This is a genomic window from Nostoc sp. C052 (assembly GCF_013393905.1).
Classification (GTDB): Bacteria; Cyanobacteriota; Cyanobacteriia; order Cyanobacteriales; family Nostocaceae; genus Nostoc.
Genome location: NZ_CP040272.1, coordinates 5,662,603 through 5,680,789, shown reverse-complemented (window position 1 = coordinate 5,680,789; position 18,187 = coordinate 5,662,603). Strand labels below are relative to the sequence as shown.

18 protein-coding genes are annotated in these 18,187 nt (G+C 42.3%); 4 read left to right on the top strand and 14 right to left on the bottom strand.

Annotated elements, in window-relative coordinates; translation table 11 throughout:
* Nucleotides 1-3 precede the first annotated feature (3 nt).
* The 5 genes from FD723_RS23500 to FD723_RS23480 form a co-directional block, all read right to left on the bottom strand.
* Nucleotides 4-714 carry a response regulator transcription factor gene (locus FD723_RS23500; protein ID WP_179067523.1) on the bottom strand — a complete coding sequence of 237 codons (711 nt, stop codon included), beginning with the start codon at nt 712-714 and terminating at the stop codon, nt 4-6.
* Between the two features lie 149 nt (nt 715-863).
* Nucleotides 864-1,562: an NYN domain-containing protein gene (locus FD723_RS23495; RefSeq protein ID WP_179067522.1), complete on the bottom strand. Its 699-nt coding sequence runs from the start codon at nt 1,560-1,562 to the stop codon at nt 864-866.
* Between the two features lie 554 nt (nt 1,563-2,116).
* Complete coding sequence (locus FD723_RS23490) at nt 2,117-3,196, bottom strand: fatty acid desaturase (protein WP_179067521.1); 1,080 nt, start codon at nt 3,194-3,196, stop codon at nt 2,117-2,119.
* Nucleotides 3,197-3,413: 217 nt separating this feature from the next.
* Entirely contained in the window at nt 3,414-4,466 is a 1,053-nt protein-coding gene (locus FD723_RS23485; protein ID WP_179067520.1) for a fatty acid desaturase, read from the bottom strand.
* 415 nt (nt 4,467-4,881) lie between these two features.
* Nucleotides 4,882-5,703 carry an acyl-CoA desaturase gene (locus FD723_RS23480; RefSeq protein ID WP_179067519.1) on the bottom strand — a complete coding sequence of 274 codons (822 nt, stop codon included), beginning with the start codon at nt 5,701-5,703 and terminating at the stop codon, nt 4,882-4,884.
* Nucleotides 5,704-5,791: 88 nt separating this feature from the next.
* Here FD723_RS23480 and FD723_RS23475 point away from each other — a divergent pair, with 88 nt between their 5' ends.
* A complete protein-coding gene (locus tag FD723_RS23475; protein ID WP_179067518.1) occupies nt 5,792-7,039 on the top strand; it encodes a methionine gamma-lyase family protein in 1,248 nt (415 codons plus the stop codon).
* Between the two features lie 186 nt (nt 7,040-7,225).
* Here FD723_RS23475 and FD723_RS23470 read toward each other — a convergent pair whose 3' ends face one another.
* Nucleotides 7,226-7,726, bottom strand: coding sequence for a pentapeptide repeat-containing protein (locus tag FD723_RS23470; RefSeq protein WP_179067517.1), 501 nt, complete (start codon nt 7,724-7,726; stop codon nt 7,226-7,228).
* Between the two features lie 279 nt (nt 7,727-8,005).
* Between FD723_RS23470 and FD723_RS23465 the strand changes: the two genes are divergently transcribed.
* Nucleotides 8,006-8,854, top strand: coding sequence for an alpha/beta fold hydrolase (locus tag FD723_RS23465; RefSeq protein WP_179067516.1), 849 nt, complete (start codon nt 8,006-8,008; stop codon nt 8,852-8,854).
* A gap of 165 nt (nt 8,855-9,019) precedes the next feature.
* Here FD723_RS23465 and FD723_RS23460 read toward each other — a convergent pair whose 3' ends face one another.
* From FD723_RS23460 to carA, 5 genes are all read right to left on the bottom strand, one after another.
* On the bottom strand, nt 9,020-9,322 hold the full coding sequence (locus tag FD723_RS23460; RefSeq protein WP_179067515.1) for a DUF1816 domain-containing protein: 303 nt from the start codon (nt 9,320-9,322) through the stop codon (nt 9,020-9,022).
* Between the two features lie 86 nt (nt 9,323-9,408).
* Complete coding sequence (gene rlmB, locus FD723_RS23455) at nt 9,409-10,590, bottom strand: 23S rRNA (guanosine(2251)-2'-O)-methyltransferase RlmB (protein WP_179067514.1); 1,182 nt, start codon at nt 10,588-10,590, stop codon at nt 9,409-9,411.
* Between the two features lie 92 nt (nt 10,591-10,682).
* Nucleotides 10,683-11,162: a Mini-ribonuclease 3 gene (locus FD723_RS23450; RefSeq protein WP_179067513.1), complete on the bottom strand. Its 480-nt coding sequence runs from the start codon at nt 11,160-11,162 to the stop codon at nt 10,683-10,685.
* A gap of 575 nt (nt 11,163-11,737) precedes the next feature.
* Complete coding sequence (locus tag FD723_RS23445) at nt 11,738-12,103, bottom strand: STAS domain-containing protein (protein ID WP_179069247.1); 366 nt, start codon at nt 12,101-12,103, stop codon at nt 11,738-11,740.
* 249 nt (nt 12,104-12,352) lie between these two features.
* Nucleotides 12,353-13,522: a glutamine-hydrolyzing carbamoyl-phosphate synthase small subunit gene (gene carA, locus FD723_RS23440; RefSeq protein ID WP_179067512.1), complete on the bottom strand. Its 1,170-nt coding sequence runs from the start codon at nt 13,520-13,522 to the stop codon at nt 12,353-12,355.
* Between the two features lie 254 nt (nt 13,523-13,776).
* Between carA and FD723_RS23435 the strand changes: the two genes are divergently transcribed.
* Nucleotides 13,777-14,823: a TIGR02281 family clan AA aspartic protease gene (locus FD723_RS23435; RefSeq protein WP_179067511.1), complete on the top strand. Its 1,047-nt coding sequence runs from the start codon at nt 13,777-13,779 to the stop codon at nt 14,821-14,823.
* Here FD723_RS23435 and trpD read toward each other — a convergent pair.
* Nucleotides 14,753-15,823, bottom strand: a complete 1,071-nt coding sequence (gene trpD, locus FD723_RS23430) for an anthranilate phosphoribosyltransferase (protein ID WP_179067510.1) — start codon at nt 15,821-15,823, stop codon at nt 14,753-14,755. The two genes, FD723_RS23435 and trpD, sit on opposite strands and share 71 nt — an antisense overlap.
* 82 nt (nt 15,824-15,905) lie before the next feature.
* Nucleotides 15,906-16,787 carry a DNA adenine methylase gene (locus tag FD723_RS23425; protein WP_179067509.1) on the bottom strand — a complete coding sequence of 294 codons (882 nt, stop codon included), beginning with the start codon at nt 16,785-16,787 and terminating at the stop codon, nt 15,906-15,908.
* A gap of 476 nt (nt 16,788-17,263) precedes the next feature.
* Here FD723_RS23425 and FD723_RS23420 point away from each other — a divergent pair, with 476 nt between their 5' ends.
* Nucleotides 17,264-17,737, top strand: a complete 474-nt coding sequence (locus FD723_RS23420; RefSeq protein ID WP_179067508.1) for a hypothetical protein — start codon at nt 17,264-17,266, stop codon at nt 17,735-17,737.
* Here the strand turns inward: FD723_RS23420 and FD723_RS23415 are convergent.
* Complete coding sequence (locus FD723_RS23415; protein ID WP_179067507.1) at nt 17,729-17,971, bottom strand: hypothetical protein; 243 nt, start codon at nt 17,969-17,971, stop codon at nt 17,729-17,731. The genes FD723_RS23420 and FD723_RS23415 overlap by 9 nt on opposite strands.
* Nucleotides 17,972-18,187 lie beyond the last annotated feature (216 nt).

The following is an 18,187-nucleotide window of genomic DNA, read 5'->3' as shown; positions in this document are numbered from 1 at the left end:
CATTTACGCTACCAGAGGATCTTCAAATTTATAGCCAACCCCAACAACAGTTTTAATAAAAGTAGGATTTGCCGGATCGGGTTCAATCTTTTTTCGCAATCGAGCTACATGAGTATCTACCACTCGTTCATCGCCAAAAAAGTTATCTCCCCAAAGTTTATCTATTAGTTGAGTGCGGTTCCAAACTCGACCAGGATTGCTGACAAAGGTGGTAAGCAAGTTAAATTCTAGGGTAGTTAAGTCCAAAATTTCAACTTCTTTGGAATTCATTTGGCGATTGGCAGTACGCTGGTCTACATCGACGATAAAGTGTTGGGTACGATTAACTTGATGTTGTCCCCCTTGGCGGAGGCTACGCCGTAATAGTGCCCGCACCCTAGCTACCAACTCTCTGGGGCTAAAGGGTTTGACCATATAATCATCAGCACCAGTAGATAGACCAATGACGCGATCGATTTCCTCACCCTTAGCCGTGAGCATCAAAATGTAAGGATCTTTTACACCTGGTTTCTGGCGAATTCGGGCACAAACTTCTAACCCATCTAAACCAGGAATCATTAAATCTAGAATGATTAAATCCGGTGGTTGATCCTGAAACATCCGCAGAGCATTCACGCCATCGCGGCTAGTGCGACAAAAAAAACCTTCTTTTTCTAAAGAGATTTCGATTAAATGAGCTATTTCTGGTTCATCTTCAACTATTAAAATATCCATTTCAATATAGAGTCAAGCAAAATTGAACTGGGGATTGGGGACTAGGGAATAAGAGATTCTGGATGGGGATTTAAACCCCACCCAATCTGATAAACTTCTACAACTTTGCAATAGCTGAGTATAGATTCCAATAGATTTGAAATTGGGTTCTAAAGGTTTGAATTTGACGGCGTGCGATAACTATAGCCAAGATTAGAATCTTTTTGAATGTGTGTTTTAATGCTGTCGAGATCAATGAAGCAGTCAGCAACATCAATCAAACTTTCACTGGTCGTTGTTTGGAGACTGACCACTTCTACCCGAACCCCCATTCTGCTGACAGCGTTCACTGCATAAGCTAAATCTCCATCCCCACTAACTAAAACCGCTGTATCATAATAAGGGGCTAAAGTGATCATATCTACAGCAATTTCTACGTTCAAATTTGATTTTTTGAAATTCTCTGCTGCTAAAACAAGCTCTTTTGCCACTACACGATAGCCATTACGACGCATCCACAATAAAAAACCCTGTTGCTTTTCATTGCTGAGATCAACTCCAGTATAGAAGAAAGCACGTAACAGTCTTGAGCCGTTGGTTAAATGACAAAGTAATTTAACATAGTCAATTTCTATACCAAGTTGTAAAGCTGTATGAAATAGGTTTAAGCCATCAATAAAAATAGCAACTCGACCACGATTCAAGCTATTGAAAATCGAACTATCAGGTGCAGTATCTTGTATCTTTTTGATATCTTTACCTTTGACAGCAGTATCAGTCAAATTTTGCCCTTGCCAATGGGGTTTCGCTTTAAGTATTTTAGGTTCCTTAAATTCACTTTTTTGTTTGCTAAAATTAGTTATAATCATTGATACCTCTGATTTTAAAGTTGGAAAAAGTTTTGGGTAAATTGTCTATAGTATAGTTTGTGCCGATTTATGAACCTAGCAGGTAATGGTCTTAAGTCACTACATACAGATAAACTTAACTGGCGCTCAAGGTTCGTTCAAAGTAGACATCCCAAGAGATTTTAATTTTTCCCAGGGTTGGTTTAACGAGATATTGCGCCTCTGTCCACAGATATGTTAATCTTTACTCACCAAGACAGCAAGAGTCTGGAGAAAATAAATCCTTTTGTCAGAATAGGGGCAAGAATCCGCAAGCGTCATCTATCTCTTTTATTTTACCTCTGTATTTTAATAACCTCACAGTCAGGAAGTTGAGATTTACCGCAGGCTAGGGACGATCAAATACTGACAGAGTTAGAAGCATTAGTAATGTAATGTACGATGCTTGTGGCGCGCTAGGCCAACGCACCTCAAGAGGTAGGTTGTACGAAGGTATTTAAGTAATATTTAATTTAATCAGCACTGACGAAAATACTAGATTCCCGACTTCTTGCAAGAAATCGGGAATCTGAGTCTTAGCCTTTAGCTAACTTGTTATTAGATGTGTAGTAAACTTTACTACCAGTATCAGGGACAAAATGGCAGCTGATGCATGAATGCCATAATGACTTCCAAATTGGTTCTTCTGATTTGTGGAAATACTCACCCATTACTGGTTTTATTGCCTCAGTTGCCTTCAACAAATTGTAGTGAGGGATGTTAAGGAATATATGGTGAGCAACATGAGTACCGATATCGTGATGGATATGATTAACCAAACCATAATCACGGTCAATACTAGAAATTGCACCTTTTAAAAAAGTCCAATCTTCTCCACGATACCAGGGAATATCTGGCTCAGTGTGGTGCAAGAATGTCACCAAATCTAGCCAAACTATGAACACAAGGTAGGGTACAGCATAATATTTCAGCAACCACATCCAACCCCATTGGTAGGTGAGGAAACCGAGCAAACCTACCATGCCAATCAAAAGTACAGTGCTAGTGATGACATCCCATTTTTCTGATGGTTTAAAAAGCGAACTGCTGGGCAAAAAGTGGGAGCCTTCTTTATTAGGAGAACGCTTAAACAAATACACAGGATAAGCCAATAGAAAAACGTAATATCTGCCTATTTTTTGAGCTAAAGGCATTTCCTTGTATTGTGATTCTGTCACAGGATACCAGCTTTCATCGTTATCGATATTGCCAGTATTTTTGTGATGAGTTCTATGGCTAATCCGCCAACCATGATAAGGAACAAGTATTGGTGTGTGAGAAAGATGTCCAATCAAATCATTGAGCCATTTGTGCTTAGAAAAAGATTGGTGTCCGCAGTCATGTCCGACTACAAACAAAGCCCAAAACATCGTTCCTTGCATTAGCCAAAAAATCGGGAAGAAAAGCCAAGAATCCAGGTAATAAGCAACTGCATAAAGCAGAGCAATAATCAAGATGTCACGAAAGAAGTAAAAAAGTGATTTTGTCACATTTGGCTGAAAACATTCGGCAGGGATTGCAGCTTTTAAATCTTGAAGAGTAAAAGGCAATTTTGTCGCATCCTCAGATGTTCTACCACCAGGAGGATTGTTGAACGTAATGATATTTGATTGCACTGGATTCTTTTGTTGGATATAAATCGGAACTTGATTTGAGACAAAATCATCTCACCTCTAGGATGCCCACGAAACTAGCGATCGCTAACACAAAAGAGGATAATTTCTGGCAGATTATCTAAAATTTTATTCAGTAAAAAATCGCCAGATTCTATTTAAACACAGCATGATAAACGCTCTCGTTGGTTCAAGAGCGTGAGTCTAATTACAGCGCTATTTATTGCTCTGTATAATGTTCGTCGAAAGTTTTATAGCCAACATCAGTTGTATATAGTTGACATTGGTCTGTAATCTGCTTCATTAAAGACCAAGAAAACTGACACTCATCATGCAGATAAGGCTCCCAATTTTCTTTGATGCTGCTGTAAGCTAACCGCAAATTATAGGAAGGAATCGCAGTGGAAATATGATGAGGTACATGAACATTGATATCGTGGCACAAAACTTCTACCCAACGCGGATAATCGCAATGAATAGTTCCATATAGCTGTGCTAAAGCTTCGTTCCACTTGTTCGCTGTCGTAAAAGGGACATCTGCGGCAGTATGGTGAACAATAGTAAAAGTACTCATCCAAAAATGGTAAACCATCCAGGGTACTAGCCAAAATTTGACAAAGCCCCAGATACCAGTTGTGGCGATGAGGAGTGGGAAAGCGATCGCAGCAAACACCACTACTACAGCCACAGAAAGCTTGATACTCGATTGGTCTTTAGTTTTGAAGTTCCGCCAATCAAAATGCACCACAGCCCAATGTCCAATGGAACCTACCCACCAGAAGCGTTTACGCATGAACAGTTCAAAAGCAGACTGCCGGGTTTTATCCCAATTTTCAAACACTTCTGGTCTAATTGGATGCCAAGCGTTATCCTCATCCAGCTTGTTGGTATGAGTATGGTGATAATTATGCTTAATGCGCCAACTATGAAAGGGGTAAATTAACGGCATCATGAAGAAGTGCCCTACCAAATCATTTACCCAACGACGTTTGGCAAAAGACCTGTGACCACAATCATGGCCAATAACAAAAAAACCTGTTAAAGCAGTACCCGTAAAAATCCAAGCTAGGGGTAAGAGAAACCAAGGAGTGATGGCTAGGCTGTAATAGCCCAAGGCGACTGCCAAGACACTCAGCAGTATTTGTGTCCAAGCTTTGCGACGGTTCTGCTGAAAACATTCCCGTGGCAGGGTTTTGACAATATCTTTGAGCCTAAAGTCGGAATTACCAGGCTCGTCACTTAGTTTCTGGCTGTTAATTATTGATGTAGTCATGGACACCTGAAAAACAACAAACTCCTCCACCAAGTCACCAAAAAGCAACTTGCCGCAAAAACTCTTCACATTAGCGCTTCGGATTATAGCAACCTAACAGACACAAGCGCACCCGTAAATAGCTTTTTGAAAAGTTAGGAGTAAAAAGTGATAAGTAAAAACACCCTTATGTAACTCTTAACTCCTAACTTCTGTAGAGACGCGATTAATGAGCCAGCGCGTTGCGGTGAGGGGATCGCAGTCTTCTCCCAAGGGGAGACGCCAAGGGCGATGGCGGTTCCCGTCGATTGCGTTAGCGACGAAGGAGCGTCACCCCCGAACGCGAAGGGGGGTTCCCACGCCACTTGCTCCACTTGGGGAAACCCCAAGACCGCAGTGACTCCCCGTTGTAGCGACTGGCATCGCGTCTCTACTCTTAACTAACTTTTGTTGGGGCCAACTTCACATTAGTAGCAAGACCAACTGCTTGTAGCAATTGAACTGTCATCCAAGTTAAATCGATTTCCCACCATTCCAGCCCATGACGAGCTGAGTATTGAAAGGCATGATGGTTATTATGCCAGCCTTCACCAAAAACTAGTACAGCTACCCACCAGCAATTAGTAGAGCGATCGCCAGAATCATAGCTCTGATAGCCAAATTTATGAGTAGCGCTGTTTACCAACCAAGTGCAGTGGTAAACCCAAACAATCCGAACAAAAATTCCCCAAATCACAAAGGGCCAGCCACCCAGAAGCAAAAGCAGTACACCCAGAGCAACCTGGATCAAAATGAAATATTTTTCTAAAAACTGATAAACTGGGTCTTCGGCAATGTCTTTGGTGAAACGAGGAACATCAGCGTGAGCGGGACAGTAGTGAATAAGCCAATCCATGTGGCTCCACCAGAAGCCTTTATTAGAATCATGGGGATCGGCGTCAGTATCAGAGTATAAATGATGGATACGATGTGTCCCGACCCACTCAATTGGGCCTCCTTGACATGAAAGTGTGCCGAAGAAAACCAAGAGATATTCTAGCCACTTGGGAGTTTGAAAACTGCGGTGGGTGACAAGGCGGTGAAATCCTAGAGTAACTCCTAAACCACCTGTTACCCAGTACAGCAAGAAACCCACACCAACTGCTGTCCAGCTAAAGTTACCAGGAACAAAGGCAAATAAAGCGCCGATGTGCAGTCCAATGAAAAACAGAGTATTAACCCAGTTAATTTGAGGTTTGGTTGAAGTAGCAATTGTCATGCAGTAACCTGAATTTTAATTTTTCCTGCCGAAGAACAGCGCGATCTGAAAATCCGCATATCTATAATTTTTTTGAACCGAGGAACTGATGAACAGCTTAGAACAGCTGCGGCAAGCAGAACATGCACTGTTAGAAATTTTTTCTGGAATTGACACTCAGGTCAAGCATAATCTAAAACGAGTGCTGGATGCTTTTCGTAATCACCGTGTAGGGGCACACCACTTTGCTGGTGTAAGTGGCTATGGTCATGATGATTTAGGACGAGAAACTTTGGATAAAGTTTTTGCCGAAGTTATGGGTGCTGAAGCTGCGGCGGTGCGAGTGCAGTTTGTTTCGGGAACTCATGCGATCGCCTGTGCTTTGTTTGGTGTCCTCCGTCCTGGAGATGAAATGTTAGCAGTGGTTGGTTCTCCCTACGATACGCTTGAAGAAGTCATTGGTTTACGGGGTCAAGGTCAAGGTTCCCTTATCGAGTTTGGCATAAATTACCGCCAATTGGAGCTAACCCCAGCAGGAACTATAGATTGGCAAGCAATAAGAACTAGTGTGGCTGAAAAGACTCGTTTAGTCTTAATTCAGCGTTCTTGTGGCTATTCTTGGCGTCCTAGCTTATCAATTGCTGATATTGAAAAAATCGTTCACTTAGTCAAGCAGCAAAATCCGAACACCGTTTGCTTTGTAGATAACTGCTATGGCGAATTTATTGAAACCAGGGAACCCATAGCCGTAGGTGCTGATTTAATGGCGGGGTCATTGATTAAAAATCCTGGTGGCACTATTGTCAGCGCTGGTGGTTATGTCGCCGGTCGTGCCGATTTAGTGGAAGCATCCGCTTGTCGTCTCACTGCTCCCGGTATTGGTAGTTATGGCGGTGCTACTTTTGACCAAAATCGCCTGCTGTTCCAAGGCTTATTTCTCGCGCCGCAGATGGTGGGAGAGGCGATGAAAGGGACTTATCTGACTGGTTATGTATTTGATAAACTCGGTTATCCAGTGAATCCTGCTCCCCTGGCTCCTCGTGGGGATGTAATTCAGGCAATTAAACTTGGTTCTGCCGCAAAGCTAATTGCTTTCTGTAAAGCCATACAACAGCATTCTCCGATTGGTTCCTACTTAGACCCTATTCCAGATGATATGCCGGGGTATGAGAGCCAGGTGGTGATGGCTGGGGGGACGTTTATTGAGGGGAGTACTTTGGAATTATCAGCCGATGGGCCTTTGCGTGAGCCTTATGTGGTTTATTGCCAGGGTGGGACTCATTGGACTCATGTAGCGATCGCCCTCGAAGCTGCGATCGATGCAGTCGGAAGTAGTGGTTTTTCACACAGCATATAGTTGGCTCGACTTTCAATATTTTGTGGGCAAATGTGAAAGTAACTTTCTCAGATCAACAGATATCTAACCAAATTTTCTAGCGCACAGTTTTGCATTAATTCAGAGTAATTACATAATTTTATGTAAATTATCTACAAACTTATGCAAAACCGTACTTAGTTGAAACTATCTACAATTAAGATGTAATTACTTGATAGCTTCTTCTATATTGGCGCCCTTCAATTTAGCACCCTCTAGATTAGAACCCTTCAGTTTAGCTGCTTTCAGGTTAGCTCCGTACAGAGTAGCGTCTCCTAGATTGGCTCCATAAAGAGTAGCTCCCTCCAAGTTGGCTTTTTGGAGAAAGGCTCCTGATAAGTCAGCTTTCTGTAAGTAGGCTCCTGACAAATTAGCTCCTGACAGACTAGCTCCCGACAAGTTTGCACCTGACAGGCTAGCTCCCGATAAGTCGGCTTTATATAGTTTTGCTCCTGACAGGTTAGCTCCATACAATTTAGCTCCTGACAGTTTAGCTTCGTGTAAGTCGGCATCGGATAGATCGGCATTTGGAGCATTTCCTGTGCTTGTCAGTGCGTCCAAGTCAGCTTGTACAAATGCATAAGCTGGAACACTAGTCAAGGAGAACACCAAAGCTAAAACAAGAGCAGTCACCGCTACGATCTTTTTGATCGCAATTAGATTTTTCATGATTGCTTATTTCCTTACCTTGCAAAATTGGTTAGTTACCAGAAATAAGATTATCACTATCTGGATTGCGTAAGTATAAGCTCTAGTATTTGTAAATCTTATAGTAGCCAAAACGCCGGGTAGTAACTTCAGTGCATTACCTGTAGCAACTTGAAGTCTAACTGAACACTGAAACCCTTTGCTGTTAGCCTTATGACACAATTAGAAAAATTAAGATATAACTACTATGACAGAAAGGCTCAACCGGACTGAAGCAATCCTAAAGGAGAACAGTAAGTAATGAGCGATCGCCATACCACGACTGCTGCAAGTCTCAATGTCTACATCCAAGGTCAAGGATTCCCAATTTTAGGCTTACATGGTCATCCTGGTACTGGTCGTAGTCTTTCTGTCTTTACTAACCATTTATCAAAACGCTACAAAACTTTTGCTCCTGATTTACGTGGATATGGCAAAAGTCGCTACAACCACAATTTTGAGATGAATGACCATTTGACTGATCTAGAAGCGCTGCTAGACCGCTTAGAGATTGAAAAATGCCTAGTATTGGGATGGTCACTTGGGGGCATCCTGGCAATGGAGTTGGCATTACGTTTGCCAGAGCGCGTTACTGGGCTAATTTTGGTGGCGACAGCCGCAAAACCCCGTGGTAGTCATCCGAGCATTACTTGGCAGGATAATTTATATACTGGCGTTGCTGCCTTGTTGAACTATATAAAACCGAGTTGGCAATGGAATATTGAAACTTTTGGTAAGCGATCGCTTTTTCGCTATCTAATCCAACAACATACATCTACCAGTTACAACTACATCGCCAAAGAAGCAGTACCGGCTTATTTGCAAACCTCTCCGGCGGCGACTCGCGCTCTTTATAGTGCAATTCAATCGGGATACAACCGACTTCCAGATTTGCAACTAATTCAATGTCCGACTTTAGTACTTGCTGGTGAACAAGACCGCCACATAACATCTGATTCCAGCTTACAAACTGCTCAACACCTCCAAAATTCTCAGTGGCAGTGCTATGCCAACACCGCACATCTTTTTCCGTGGGAAGTCCCCCAGCTGGTTCTCAGTGACATTGATCGTTGGCTGGAAGAACATCCGCAGGTAATTAATAGGCAATAGTTTTTTAATGGGTAAAAATTTTGACTATTGATGACGAAGAAACAGAGAGAGAAGATATGGTGACGCAATGAGTAAAAAGACGCGGCAATGCCGTAAAAGAATTATCTGCGTCTTTGTGTCTTTGCCTCTCCACACCGCTTCATTCTGTTTATTCTTTGGCCTAACTTAAATTTGACCGCCAAAGGCAGGCTGTACTTTGCGGTCAAATCTTTCCCCCAAGTCGTCAGCAATCGTTAAGGTATTAGGTTTGCAACGCTTGACACTCACAACAATTCCCGTAGCTCCTTCAAGCTCCAAATCTTCTATGTATCCTTTGCTTGCTAATGTTGCATCGGAAGAACTCAGAAATGGGCCGAAGTAGTACGTGCAGCGGGGATTTTGCGTTACAATCTCTACCCACCAAGCCAAGCCGAGGTTCTCAAACGTGTTAATTAACACTTCCTTGAGGTTATGCCAAATGGTTTTCATGGTTTTCGCCGATTTATAAACGTGCTACAGGGTGTGAAACGATATGCTACTTTATTATCTTTTACATTTCTTTATACTCTGTTACGTTATTTTTTAAAAGAGATTTTGTGTAATTTATCTAAGTGCAGCGTATTTAGCGATCGCTGGCGATAAATCTCATAAAGCGCCATACCCGCTGCTACCGAGGCATTCAGGCTAGGAGTCTTACCCTGTAGAGGAATTGAAACTAAAAAATCACAGGAGCGTTGAGTCAACATACCCAGACCTTCACCTTCTGAGCCAATTACCAAAACGATGGGGCCGGTGAAATTGACTGTATGCAGAGGTTCGCTACCACTTGCAGCAGTGCCATAAATCCAAAAGCCAGCTTCTTTTAATTCTTCTAAAGAGCGGCTGAGATTGACAACTCTAGCGACAGCAAAATTTTCTAAAGCGCCTGCTGCCACTTTCATCACAGTAGAAGTGATCCCAGATGCTCTTCTTTGGGGAATCACTAACCCTTGAGCGCCGATTGCTTCAGCGGTGCGAATAATTGCTCCCAAGTTGTGGGGATCGGTAATTCCGTCAGCTACGACAATTACAGCATCGGTTACAGACTTGCACTGTTCAATTAGATCGGGCAATTCGGTGTAGGCGTAGGGAGCGATTTGTGCTGCCACACCTTGGTGATTAGCGCCGTTGGTGAGATAGTCTAAGCGCTTGGGTTCAACCTCATCAATAACTGTGCCATTTTCCTTCGCTTGTAAGAGAAAATGGTGAAAGCTGGGATCGTAGCGCAGACGGGTAGTAATCCAGAGACGGTTGAGATTGCGCTGATTTTGCAATGCACTCAATACGGGGTGACGACCGTAGATGAGATCGTTATCTTCTTCTATCGGTTGTGTAGATGCAGATGGCTGGGAAAAGTTATTATTTCGTTGTCGGGAGTTCCCATAACTGGGGTTGCTATCGATTTTTCTGGGATTGCGATTCGGATTAACAACAGAGATAGTGTTGCCATCTACTTTTCTGGGATTGCGAGTCGGATTAGCAGCAGAGATGGGGTTGCTATCGATTTTTCTGGGATTGCGAGTTGGATTAGCCACAGAGATGGGGTTACTATCGATTTTTCTAGGATTGCGAGTCGGATTAGCCACAGAGATGGGGTTGCTATCGATTTTTCTAGGATTGCGAGTCGGACTCGTAACAACACGCTTACCTTTAATCTTTACGGGTTGTCCACGATTGGGTTCGTTAGAAGTCCTGATTTTTTTTGGTTTATTCTGCATTTTAGTTATGGATATAGCGTATGGTTGATCATCCCGATTGCCTCAATTTCTTGAACCTAATCTAGTGTTACGGCAACTGTGAAATTGAGTTTTCACTCTTTTTCTATATGAAGTATTTGCAATAGTTCGGTTAGACGCTGATAATCGGTGAGATATAAGTAGCCAATTAAGGTTTCTAGACTAGTTGCCTGTTGATAAATTTCGGGATTAAGTCGCTTAGGGCGTCCTGTTGCGGCGTTTCTACCCCGTCGGACAATTTCTAATTCGGTATCCCTGAGATGAGGAATCAGCGATCGCAAATGTAGCGCTTGTGTTTCCGCTCTTACCTGCTCCACTACCAGACTATGGTAAATCCCTGACCGCTGCAATGGCAGCAGATAGAAAATTCTAACATACAATTCATAAATTGCATCTCCTAAATACGCTAAAGCAGTAGGAGAAATTTGTTGCACTTGTGAAAGGGAAATCTGTTGGAATGGCGCTGTAGTTGCCAAGAGTGCTTGATCCCAAGATAAACCCTGTTTGGGAGTTTTATCTTGTCCATCTAATAGCTCTTCCTCCTGTGACTTCACAAATAAATCATTCCTTGACGGGCTCTATTTGGCAGGCATTCTTCGCAAAGATTGATTTTTCTGAAGTATGCCATGATAGTATACTTAGCATAATCAATACTATCAAAATTACTTCCTAATTTCATCTTTTTGATTGAGAGTTGGCATTTTAAATCACCCTGATGTCAACATCTGTAAACCAAATTCCGCCTACTTATTGTGGTCTGTGTCGAAGATAGGGTAAAATCTGAACATCAAATTTACGCTTTAGCTCGATCGCATCGTCGTGCTTACTTAGTAAGTGACAATTTTTAACTATACAGGATCAAGTCTACTTATCGACAAACATGCTGGCTTGATAATTCTTACAAATTTCTCAGCTTTGATTATTTATCAGATATTATAGCCAGCTATTACATACCCAACGACTGGGTTTTTATATCTTTAAGTTATTGCTTAACTTTAAATATAGTAGCTCAACTGGCTTTTTGCCTCTCCCACAAGGAGAGAGGTTTTTTGCCAGAAGTTTTAAAAATTAAGCTATCTGATGTTGAATCTAGATAGCTAAATTGAACTCTCAGGTCTAGCAATCAAGACTACTTGACGTTTTCTAGAGCGTCTTCAACTGATTTTTGCAGGGAGAGAAACTTCTCTAGGCGAACAAGCTTGACCGTTTGAGTTACGCGGGCATTCGTGACAATTTGCAAAGTGCCTTCAGCAGTTTGAGCCTGCTTGGCTAGCTGCACCAGAGCGCCCAAGCCAGAGCTATCTACAAAGTCAATTTGTGAGAGATCCAAAATAATATGCTTAGGGCCCTCGTCAATCTTGCTGCCAAGTGTCTTGCGAAATGTCGGCTCAGAAAAAGCATCTAACAAACCTGTGAGGCGGAATAGCTGACAGTTATCCCGGACTTCACGAGTGCCCCTCAGGCTAACGGTTAGATTTAGCGGCTCAGCAATAATTCCCTCCTCATGAGTTAAAGTGAACGCTCAAGTATAGATGGTTTTTGAGCAAGTTGTCTACGATCTGTTGGAATAGGAGATTGGGTACTGGGGATTGGAAAATTTTTCTCCGATCTTTTAGTCCCCAATGCCCCATTTGCATTTTGCTATTTTTATTTAACCCCAAATGCGACAAATTGACTCTTGCTTTTTGCTCCAATTCAAAATTAAAAATGCTTAGTTCAAAAATAAATCTTTCATTTTTAATTTTTAATTTTGAATTCCCCGAAGGGTTTGACGTGCTGTTCGCATGGATTGAACAAATTGCTCAAACAAGTAATCAGCATCATGGGGGCCAGGACTGGCTTCTGGGTGATACTGTACGGAAAATACAGGTAGAGATTTGTGACGTACCCCGGCAATGGTGCGATCATTTAAGTTCAGGTGGCTGATTTCCACAACTGCCGTAGGCAAAGAATCTGGATCAATAGCAAAACTATGGTTTTGGCTAGTAATTTCTACCCGTTGTTGTAAACCGGCAGGCTGATTCAAACCACGATGACCAAATTTGAGTTTATAGGTTTCTGCCCCTAGTGCATGACCTAAAATTTGGTGTCCCATACAAATACCAAAAATTGGTTTTTGACTTAACAGGAGTGCTTTGGCAGTTGCAATCCCTTCAGTTACGGCAGCAGGGTCGCCAGGACCGTTAGAAAGAAATACACCATCTGGATTGTATTTGAGGATTTCCTCTGGTGGTGTATCAGCAGGTACAACAATCACCTTACAACCGTAACTTACTAGGCGACGTAAGATATTACGTTTTATGCCAAAGTCAAGGGCAACAACCGTAAAGGCTTCCCCAAGATTTTCGGCAGCTTCAGAGTTGAATTCCCAAGCTGGAATTGTCGGTTCTGCCCATTCATAAGCTGTTGGGGTAGTGACTTCACGAACCAGATTCAATCCTGCCATGTTGGGAGCCGTTAGTACCTGCTCTAGCAATTCTGCTTCATCGAGAATGGTTGTAGAAATGCCACCGTTCATCGCTCCAAACATCCGAATTTTGCGGGTGAGGGCGCGGGTATCAATGCCGTAGATCCCCGGTACTTGGTTATGCTTGAGGTAGTCAGGTAAAGATTGTGTCGATCGCCAGTTACTTGGACGCTGACAAATATTCCGAGCGATCGCACCCCGCACTTGAGGCCCATCTGATTCTTCATCTTCAGGATTGACGCCAGTATTCCCCAATTCAGGATAGGTAAAAATAACTATCTGACCGCGATAACTAGGGTCAGTCAGGACTTCTTGATAGCCAGTCATGCCAGTGTTGAATACCACTTCTCCGATCACGGTTCCCGTCGCACCGAAAGACCAACCGCGATAAGTGGTTCCATCTGCTAGGACAAGTAAAGCTGGGATTGCTGCGTCAGTCAGGGGCATAGGCGATAGAGTGGGGATTGGGTATGGGGCATTGAAAAGAGGCAGAGGGGTAGGGTGCGGGGGGCAGAGGAGAGGATATTTTCCCCTGCTCCCTGCTCCCTGCTCCCCCACTTCTTCCCCATTGCCCAATACTGCGATTGCTAATTATCCCATAAGTTGAGCAATTGGGAGTTTTTAAGATAGTTAATTAAAATTAAAAGGGAATTAAAGTATCGGGAGTGGATTTGGCAAAGCTTGGGCAGTTAAAATTAATTATGCTTCAGTCTTTTTTATCCCGTGCAACCCTAATTTTTGTATCAAGCGTTCTAGCGATTTTATGTGTTGCCTGTAGTGAAGACAAACAAAACACCGCGACTGGTGGCAATGACCAACCCACACCTGTTGGGGATCTGGCATCAGTAAAGCCGACTGTCGAACCAGTAACACCCGCAGCTACCCCAGAAGCGCAGCCGCTAGAACCGTCTGAATCTGAAAGTGAACCAAGTCTTTTTGAAATGGGGCGAGACAAAGCTGTTGGCGCTTGGAGTATCAGCCAATCGGCTCAATCTCCAGATGACTGGAAGTTGGTGGCGAGTCAGTACCAGGATGCGATCGCGCTGATGCGAAGAGTGCGGCCACAAAGCCCAGAATTTGCGATCGCTCAAACCAAAATCACGGAATATCGCCGCCAAGTTAAATACGCCCAGCAGCAAGCTAATCCTCGCCCTGTTGCAGTTAGAGAACCTCAGAAAATAGTAGTTGTTGTTCCCCAAAGAGAAACCATACCAAAGTTTACTTTACCTCCTATACAAACAAAACCGTTATCACCAGAGCCAGGTTTGCCGTCATCAGCAGTGGTGATTCCAAATGAAGCAGTATTTACAGCCCCGATAAAAAGGCGAATTGGTGGCACGCCAATTGTGGAAGTCACCTTCAATGGCCAGCAAAAATTTGAGATGATTGTGGATACGGGAGCGAGTGGTACTGTCATTACCCAACAGATGGCCAATGCATTGGGAATCGTCACAGTGGGGAAAGCTAAGGCAAACACTGCAAGTTCCAGAGCGGTAGAATTTCCTGTGGGTTATGTTAATTCGATGGCAGTTGGCGGGGTAATAGTGAATAAAATACCAGTTGCGATCGCAGGTGCGGAACTAGAAACTGGACTTTTAGGACATGACTTTTTTGGTAATTATGATGTCACCATTAAGCGTAATGTCGTAGAGTTTCGCCCACAATTGCGATCGCAAATCAATTCCCCAGAAACTCAACTAACTGCTCCAATTTCGTCCAAGCCGCTCCACTCTGTAGGATATCCTTAGCGATTTTAATGCCTTCGGCGTGATCGAGGAGTGCGATCGTACCTGCAACTTGTAGCGCCAACGAAGCATTTAAGGCAACTGCGTCCTGTTGCGCCTGAGTTCCCTTACCTTGGAGTACCGCCTTGAGAATCTCCGCATTCTCTTGGACATCCCCACCCCGAAGCATACCTATGGTAGCAGGCGTTAAATCCAAATCTAGGGGATTAATGGTAGTTAACTGCACTTCTCCATCTGATAACACCGCCAAGTCAGTTTCATCTCCTAACCCAGCCTCATCAAGTTTTTCTCGCCCGTGCAGCACAATCGCCTTTTCCTTACCCAAATTTTGTAAAGCTTCGGCAACAGTTGCCAAAAGTTTGGGAGTGAATAAGCCTACTACCTGTCCAGTTGGACGCAAGGGATTTACTAACGGCCCGAGCAAATTAAAAATTGTTCGCACTTTCAAAGTCCGCCGCAATTGGGCAACCGCCTTGAGTGCTGGATGCCAACCAGCGGCAAACAAGAAAGTGATCCCCACTTCTTGTAGTGCTGCTTGCACTTTTTCACTAGAAGCACTCAAGTTTACACCCAAGGCTTCTAATACATCTGCACTTCCTGTGAGACTTGAAGCTGAACGATTGCCGTGTTTAGCCACAGGTACGCCAGATGCAGCGGCGACAAATGCAACGGCTGTAGAAATATTAAAGGTTGATGACCCATCTCCACCAGTTCCACAGGTATCTATTACAGTGCTGTTAGGGGTAGTGGGCTGAGTGCTGAGTGGCAAACATTGAGATTGTAATACTTCAGCCATGCCAGTCAACTCGTCGGCAGAAATGCCTCTAAAGTTCAGCGCTGTTAAAATTGCTCCCGATAACTCTGGGGGAACCGCTTCACTGAGCCAACCTTGCATCAAGTCAGCAGATTGAGTACGAGATAATGATTGTCCATCTATTAATTGTTGAAGCAGAATATACCAGCTATCAGAGGATTCTTGAGCAGGGATTGGGGAAGTTGTCATAGCTAAGGTTTATATGTTGTAGCTAATATTAAGAGCTATGGGAGTTATACTACCGGAAAATTGGAAGCTATCAAAGTTAGATTTAAATCTCAAGGCTTAATTGCAAAGCTGGATTAGCGAGGTTTTGATTTGGTGCTTTATTTTCCAAATAAAGTTTAACTTCGTAATTAGTAATGAATAACTCTTTTCCTTTAGCCGCACCACTCTGCTTATAATTATTCATTCCATATTGTAATTCCCACTCGGAAATATTAGCCCATTGAAAATTTTCTCGGATTTGTGTTGAGTTGTCGTAGGTAATTAGCCAGCGATGATGACATTGTTGCAAAAGTTCAGCAAATCTCTGATGTTCAAACGAAGTGTGCAAGTTACCATCTTTACCATATAGTTTTGATTTTATAGCACTAAAATACGGTGGATCTAAAAATAAAAATAAATTTTCTCCTTCTGATTTTAATAGATGGCTATAATCTAAATTTGTAATTTGGACGTTTTTTGATAAGATATTTTCTAGCTTTTCAAGTCGTTCTATTGAAGAATCGGTAAATCTTTTATGAAAAGCTTCTTGGGAAAAACCACCTGATTCTACAGTTCCAGAAAAAGTAATTCTGTTAAGGACGAAAAAACGAACTGCTCTTTCTATATCAGATAAATTATTGACATCTACACTTGTCAATTCTGTAAAGAGTAATTTGCCATCTGTATATTTGACTTTAATATGCCGAATTTCTTCAACCAACTGAGCTAAATCAGATTGGGCAAATTTCCAGAATAAAAAAAGTTCGCGGTTTAAATCGTTAATCCAAATTTTGATGTCAGGAAACTTTTGTTTTAAATAAATGAATACAGAACCACCACCTACAAAAGGTTCTCGAAATTCCGAAAAGCTTTCTGGTAAATATTCAGATATTTGATTTATAGCTTTCGACTTACCGCCAGGATATCGGAGAGGACTTTTGATCATAAAAGTAATTTTTATGGCTTAATAATATATTTAATTATTCAAATATTTAGAAAAAAGACAACTGATTACTTGATGTATAATAACCAGTCATGTCAATTGGAAGAAATACGGAATTTTGCAGTTTAATCCACCTAATGGTGGTAGTATTTCCACTAATAACAGTGTAGTTGCCTATTTGGGGATGTTAGAGTGCGCTTTTTCTGTCTAATCATCCGAATTAGCGGTATTAGACCGATAAAACCAGTCTAATCAATAGTTTGGCTGCTACAAAATCTGACTGGTGGGAAATCCTATATTTATCCCAGCCAGAACAACATTTTGTTGCAACTGACATCTGACAAGCCAAGAGAGCTAACCTTTTCATGTAGCGGTTGCGCTTGAGCTAGTCTTTAAGCTTTTGTGTAGTGCCCCAAGTGGGGAATCTCAATTGTTAGTTATTAGAGCGAGGCAAAAAAATGCAAAATAAATATGCTCAAATGAGGAATATTTTCAAGGTACTGGCGGTAATTCTGGTCATAGTGGGTATTTACACTGCTCAGTCTGCTATGGCCAGCGATCAAGCTTTCACAAAGGCCAGTCTTCAGGGAAATTATGCCTATGTCAACAACAGTGCTAATGTTGCCAGCTTAGGGCCGATAACCTTCGATGGAAAAGGTGGACTAACTGTGGATCTCATAGCGAACTTACCGTGTGGCAATCCCATTCCTAATTGTTCTAGAAACATTAACGATCTTCCCCCAGTGGCGAATGGAACTTATTCGGTAGCAACAAATGGTACAGGTGTTGCTACGATCCCTTTCTCTACTGGCACGGTTACATATAATTTTATAATCTCCGAGACTGAGAAAAAAGGAAGAATACTCCTAGCAACTCAGGTTTTTGCGATTGGTCAAAAAGGAGGATTGGCCGGGCAGTTAATCGCTCCCACATGGAGTCGAGTATCAGACTAAGGATGGAGCAAGCATAGCCGAGTAGAGTGGACAAGACTGAAGCCTTGTCCACTCTAACGGTTTTTGTGAAACTGATATATCCTTTTGTTGCTGTGCTGTTAGCTGTTGATTTTTTCTGTTGCCTTTCCCACTATTTTCACGTAATTTACGTAATTTATCAGTTTCACTGCTAGCTTTTATTGTTGGCTGAGTTTCAAAACGTGTTTGTGATGACAGATTGTTGTCGATCCTCAAGTGTCTTTTGACCACGACGACTGCTTTTCTTCATAAATTGTACAGTGACTTTTTGTACAGTGACTTTTTATTTGTCGCTGTAAATAAGCGATCGCAATCCTACTACAATAGTACGTGCCCGTAATATATTCAAATAAATTTTATATTGAGTTTATGTTGCAATTTCGTAAAAATCTGTTACATTACTTTACAGGCAGTTATAACTGTTACAACATA

Coding starts and splice junctions, on each gene's coding strand:
- trpD (WP_179067510.1), bottom strand. CDS start 15,823: ATGACAACTTCCCCAATCCCTGCTCAAGAATCCTCTGATAGCTGGTAT.
- FD723_RS23495 (WP_179067522.1), bottom strand. CDS start 1,562: ATGATTATAACTAATTTTAGCAAACAAAAAAGTGAATTTAAGGAACCT.
- FD723_RS23425 (WP_179067509.1), bottom strand. CDS start 16,787: ATGATCAAAAGTCCTCTCCGATATCCTGGCGGTAAGTCGAAAGCTATA.
- FD723_RS23465 (WP_179067516.1), top strand. CDS start 8,006: ATGAGCGATCGCCATACCACGACTGCTGCAAGTCTCAATGTCTACATC.
- FD723_RS23480 (WP_179067519.1), bottom strand. CDS start 5,703: ATGACAATTGCTACTTCAACCAAACCTCAAATTAACTGGGTTAATACT.
- FD723_RS23460 (WP_179067515.1), bottom strand. CDS start 9,322: ATGAAAACCATTTGGCATAACCTCAAGGAAGTGTTAATTAACACGTTT.
- FD723_RS23420 (WP_179067508.1), top strand. CDS start 17,264: ATGAGGAATATTTTCAAGGTACTGGCGGTAATTCTGGTCATAGTGGGT.
- FD723_RS23470 (WP_179067517.1), bottom strand. CDS start 7,726: ATGAAAAATCTAATTGCGATCAAAAAGATCGTAGCGGTGACTGCTCTT.
- FD723_RS23435 (WP_179067511.1), top strand. CDS start 13,777: ATGCTTCAGTCTTTTTTATCCCGTGCAACCCTAATTTTTGTATCAAGC.
- carA (WP_179067512.1), bottom strand. CDS start 13,522: ATGCCCCTGACTGACGCAGCAATCCCAGCTTTACTTGTCCTAGCAGAT.
- FD723_RS23500 (WP_179067523.1), bottom strand. CDS start 714: ATGGATATTTTAATAGTTGAAGATGAACCAGAAATAGCTCATTTAATC.
- rlmB (WP_179067514.1), bottom strand. CDS start 10,590: ATGCAGAATAAACCAAAAAAAATCAGGACTTCTAACGAACCCAATCGT.
- FD723_RS23475 (WP_179067518.1), top strand. CDS start 5,792: ATGAACAGCTTAGAACAGCTGCGGCAAGCAGAACATGCACTGTTAGAA.
- FD723_RS23485 (WP_179067520.1), bottom strand. CDS start 4,466: ATGACTACATCAATAATTAACAGCCAGAAACTAAGTGACGAGCCTGGT.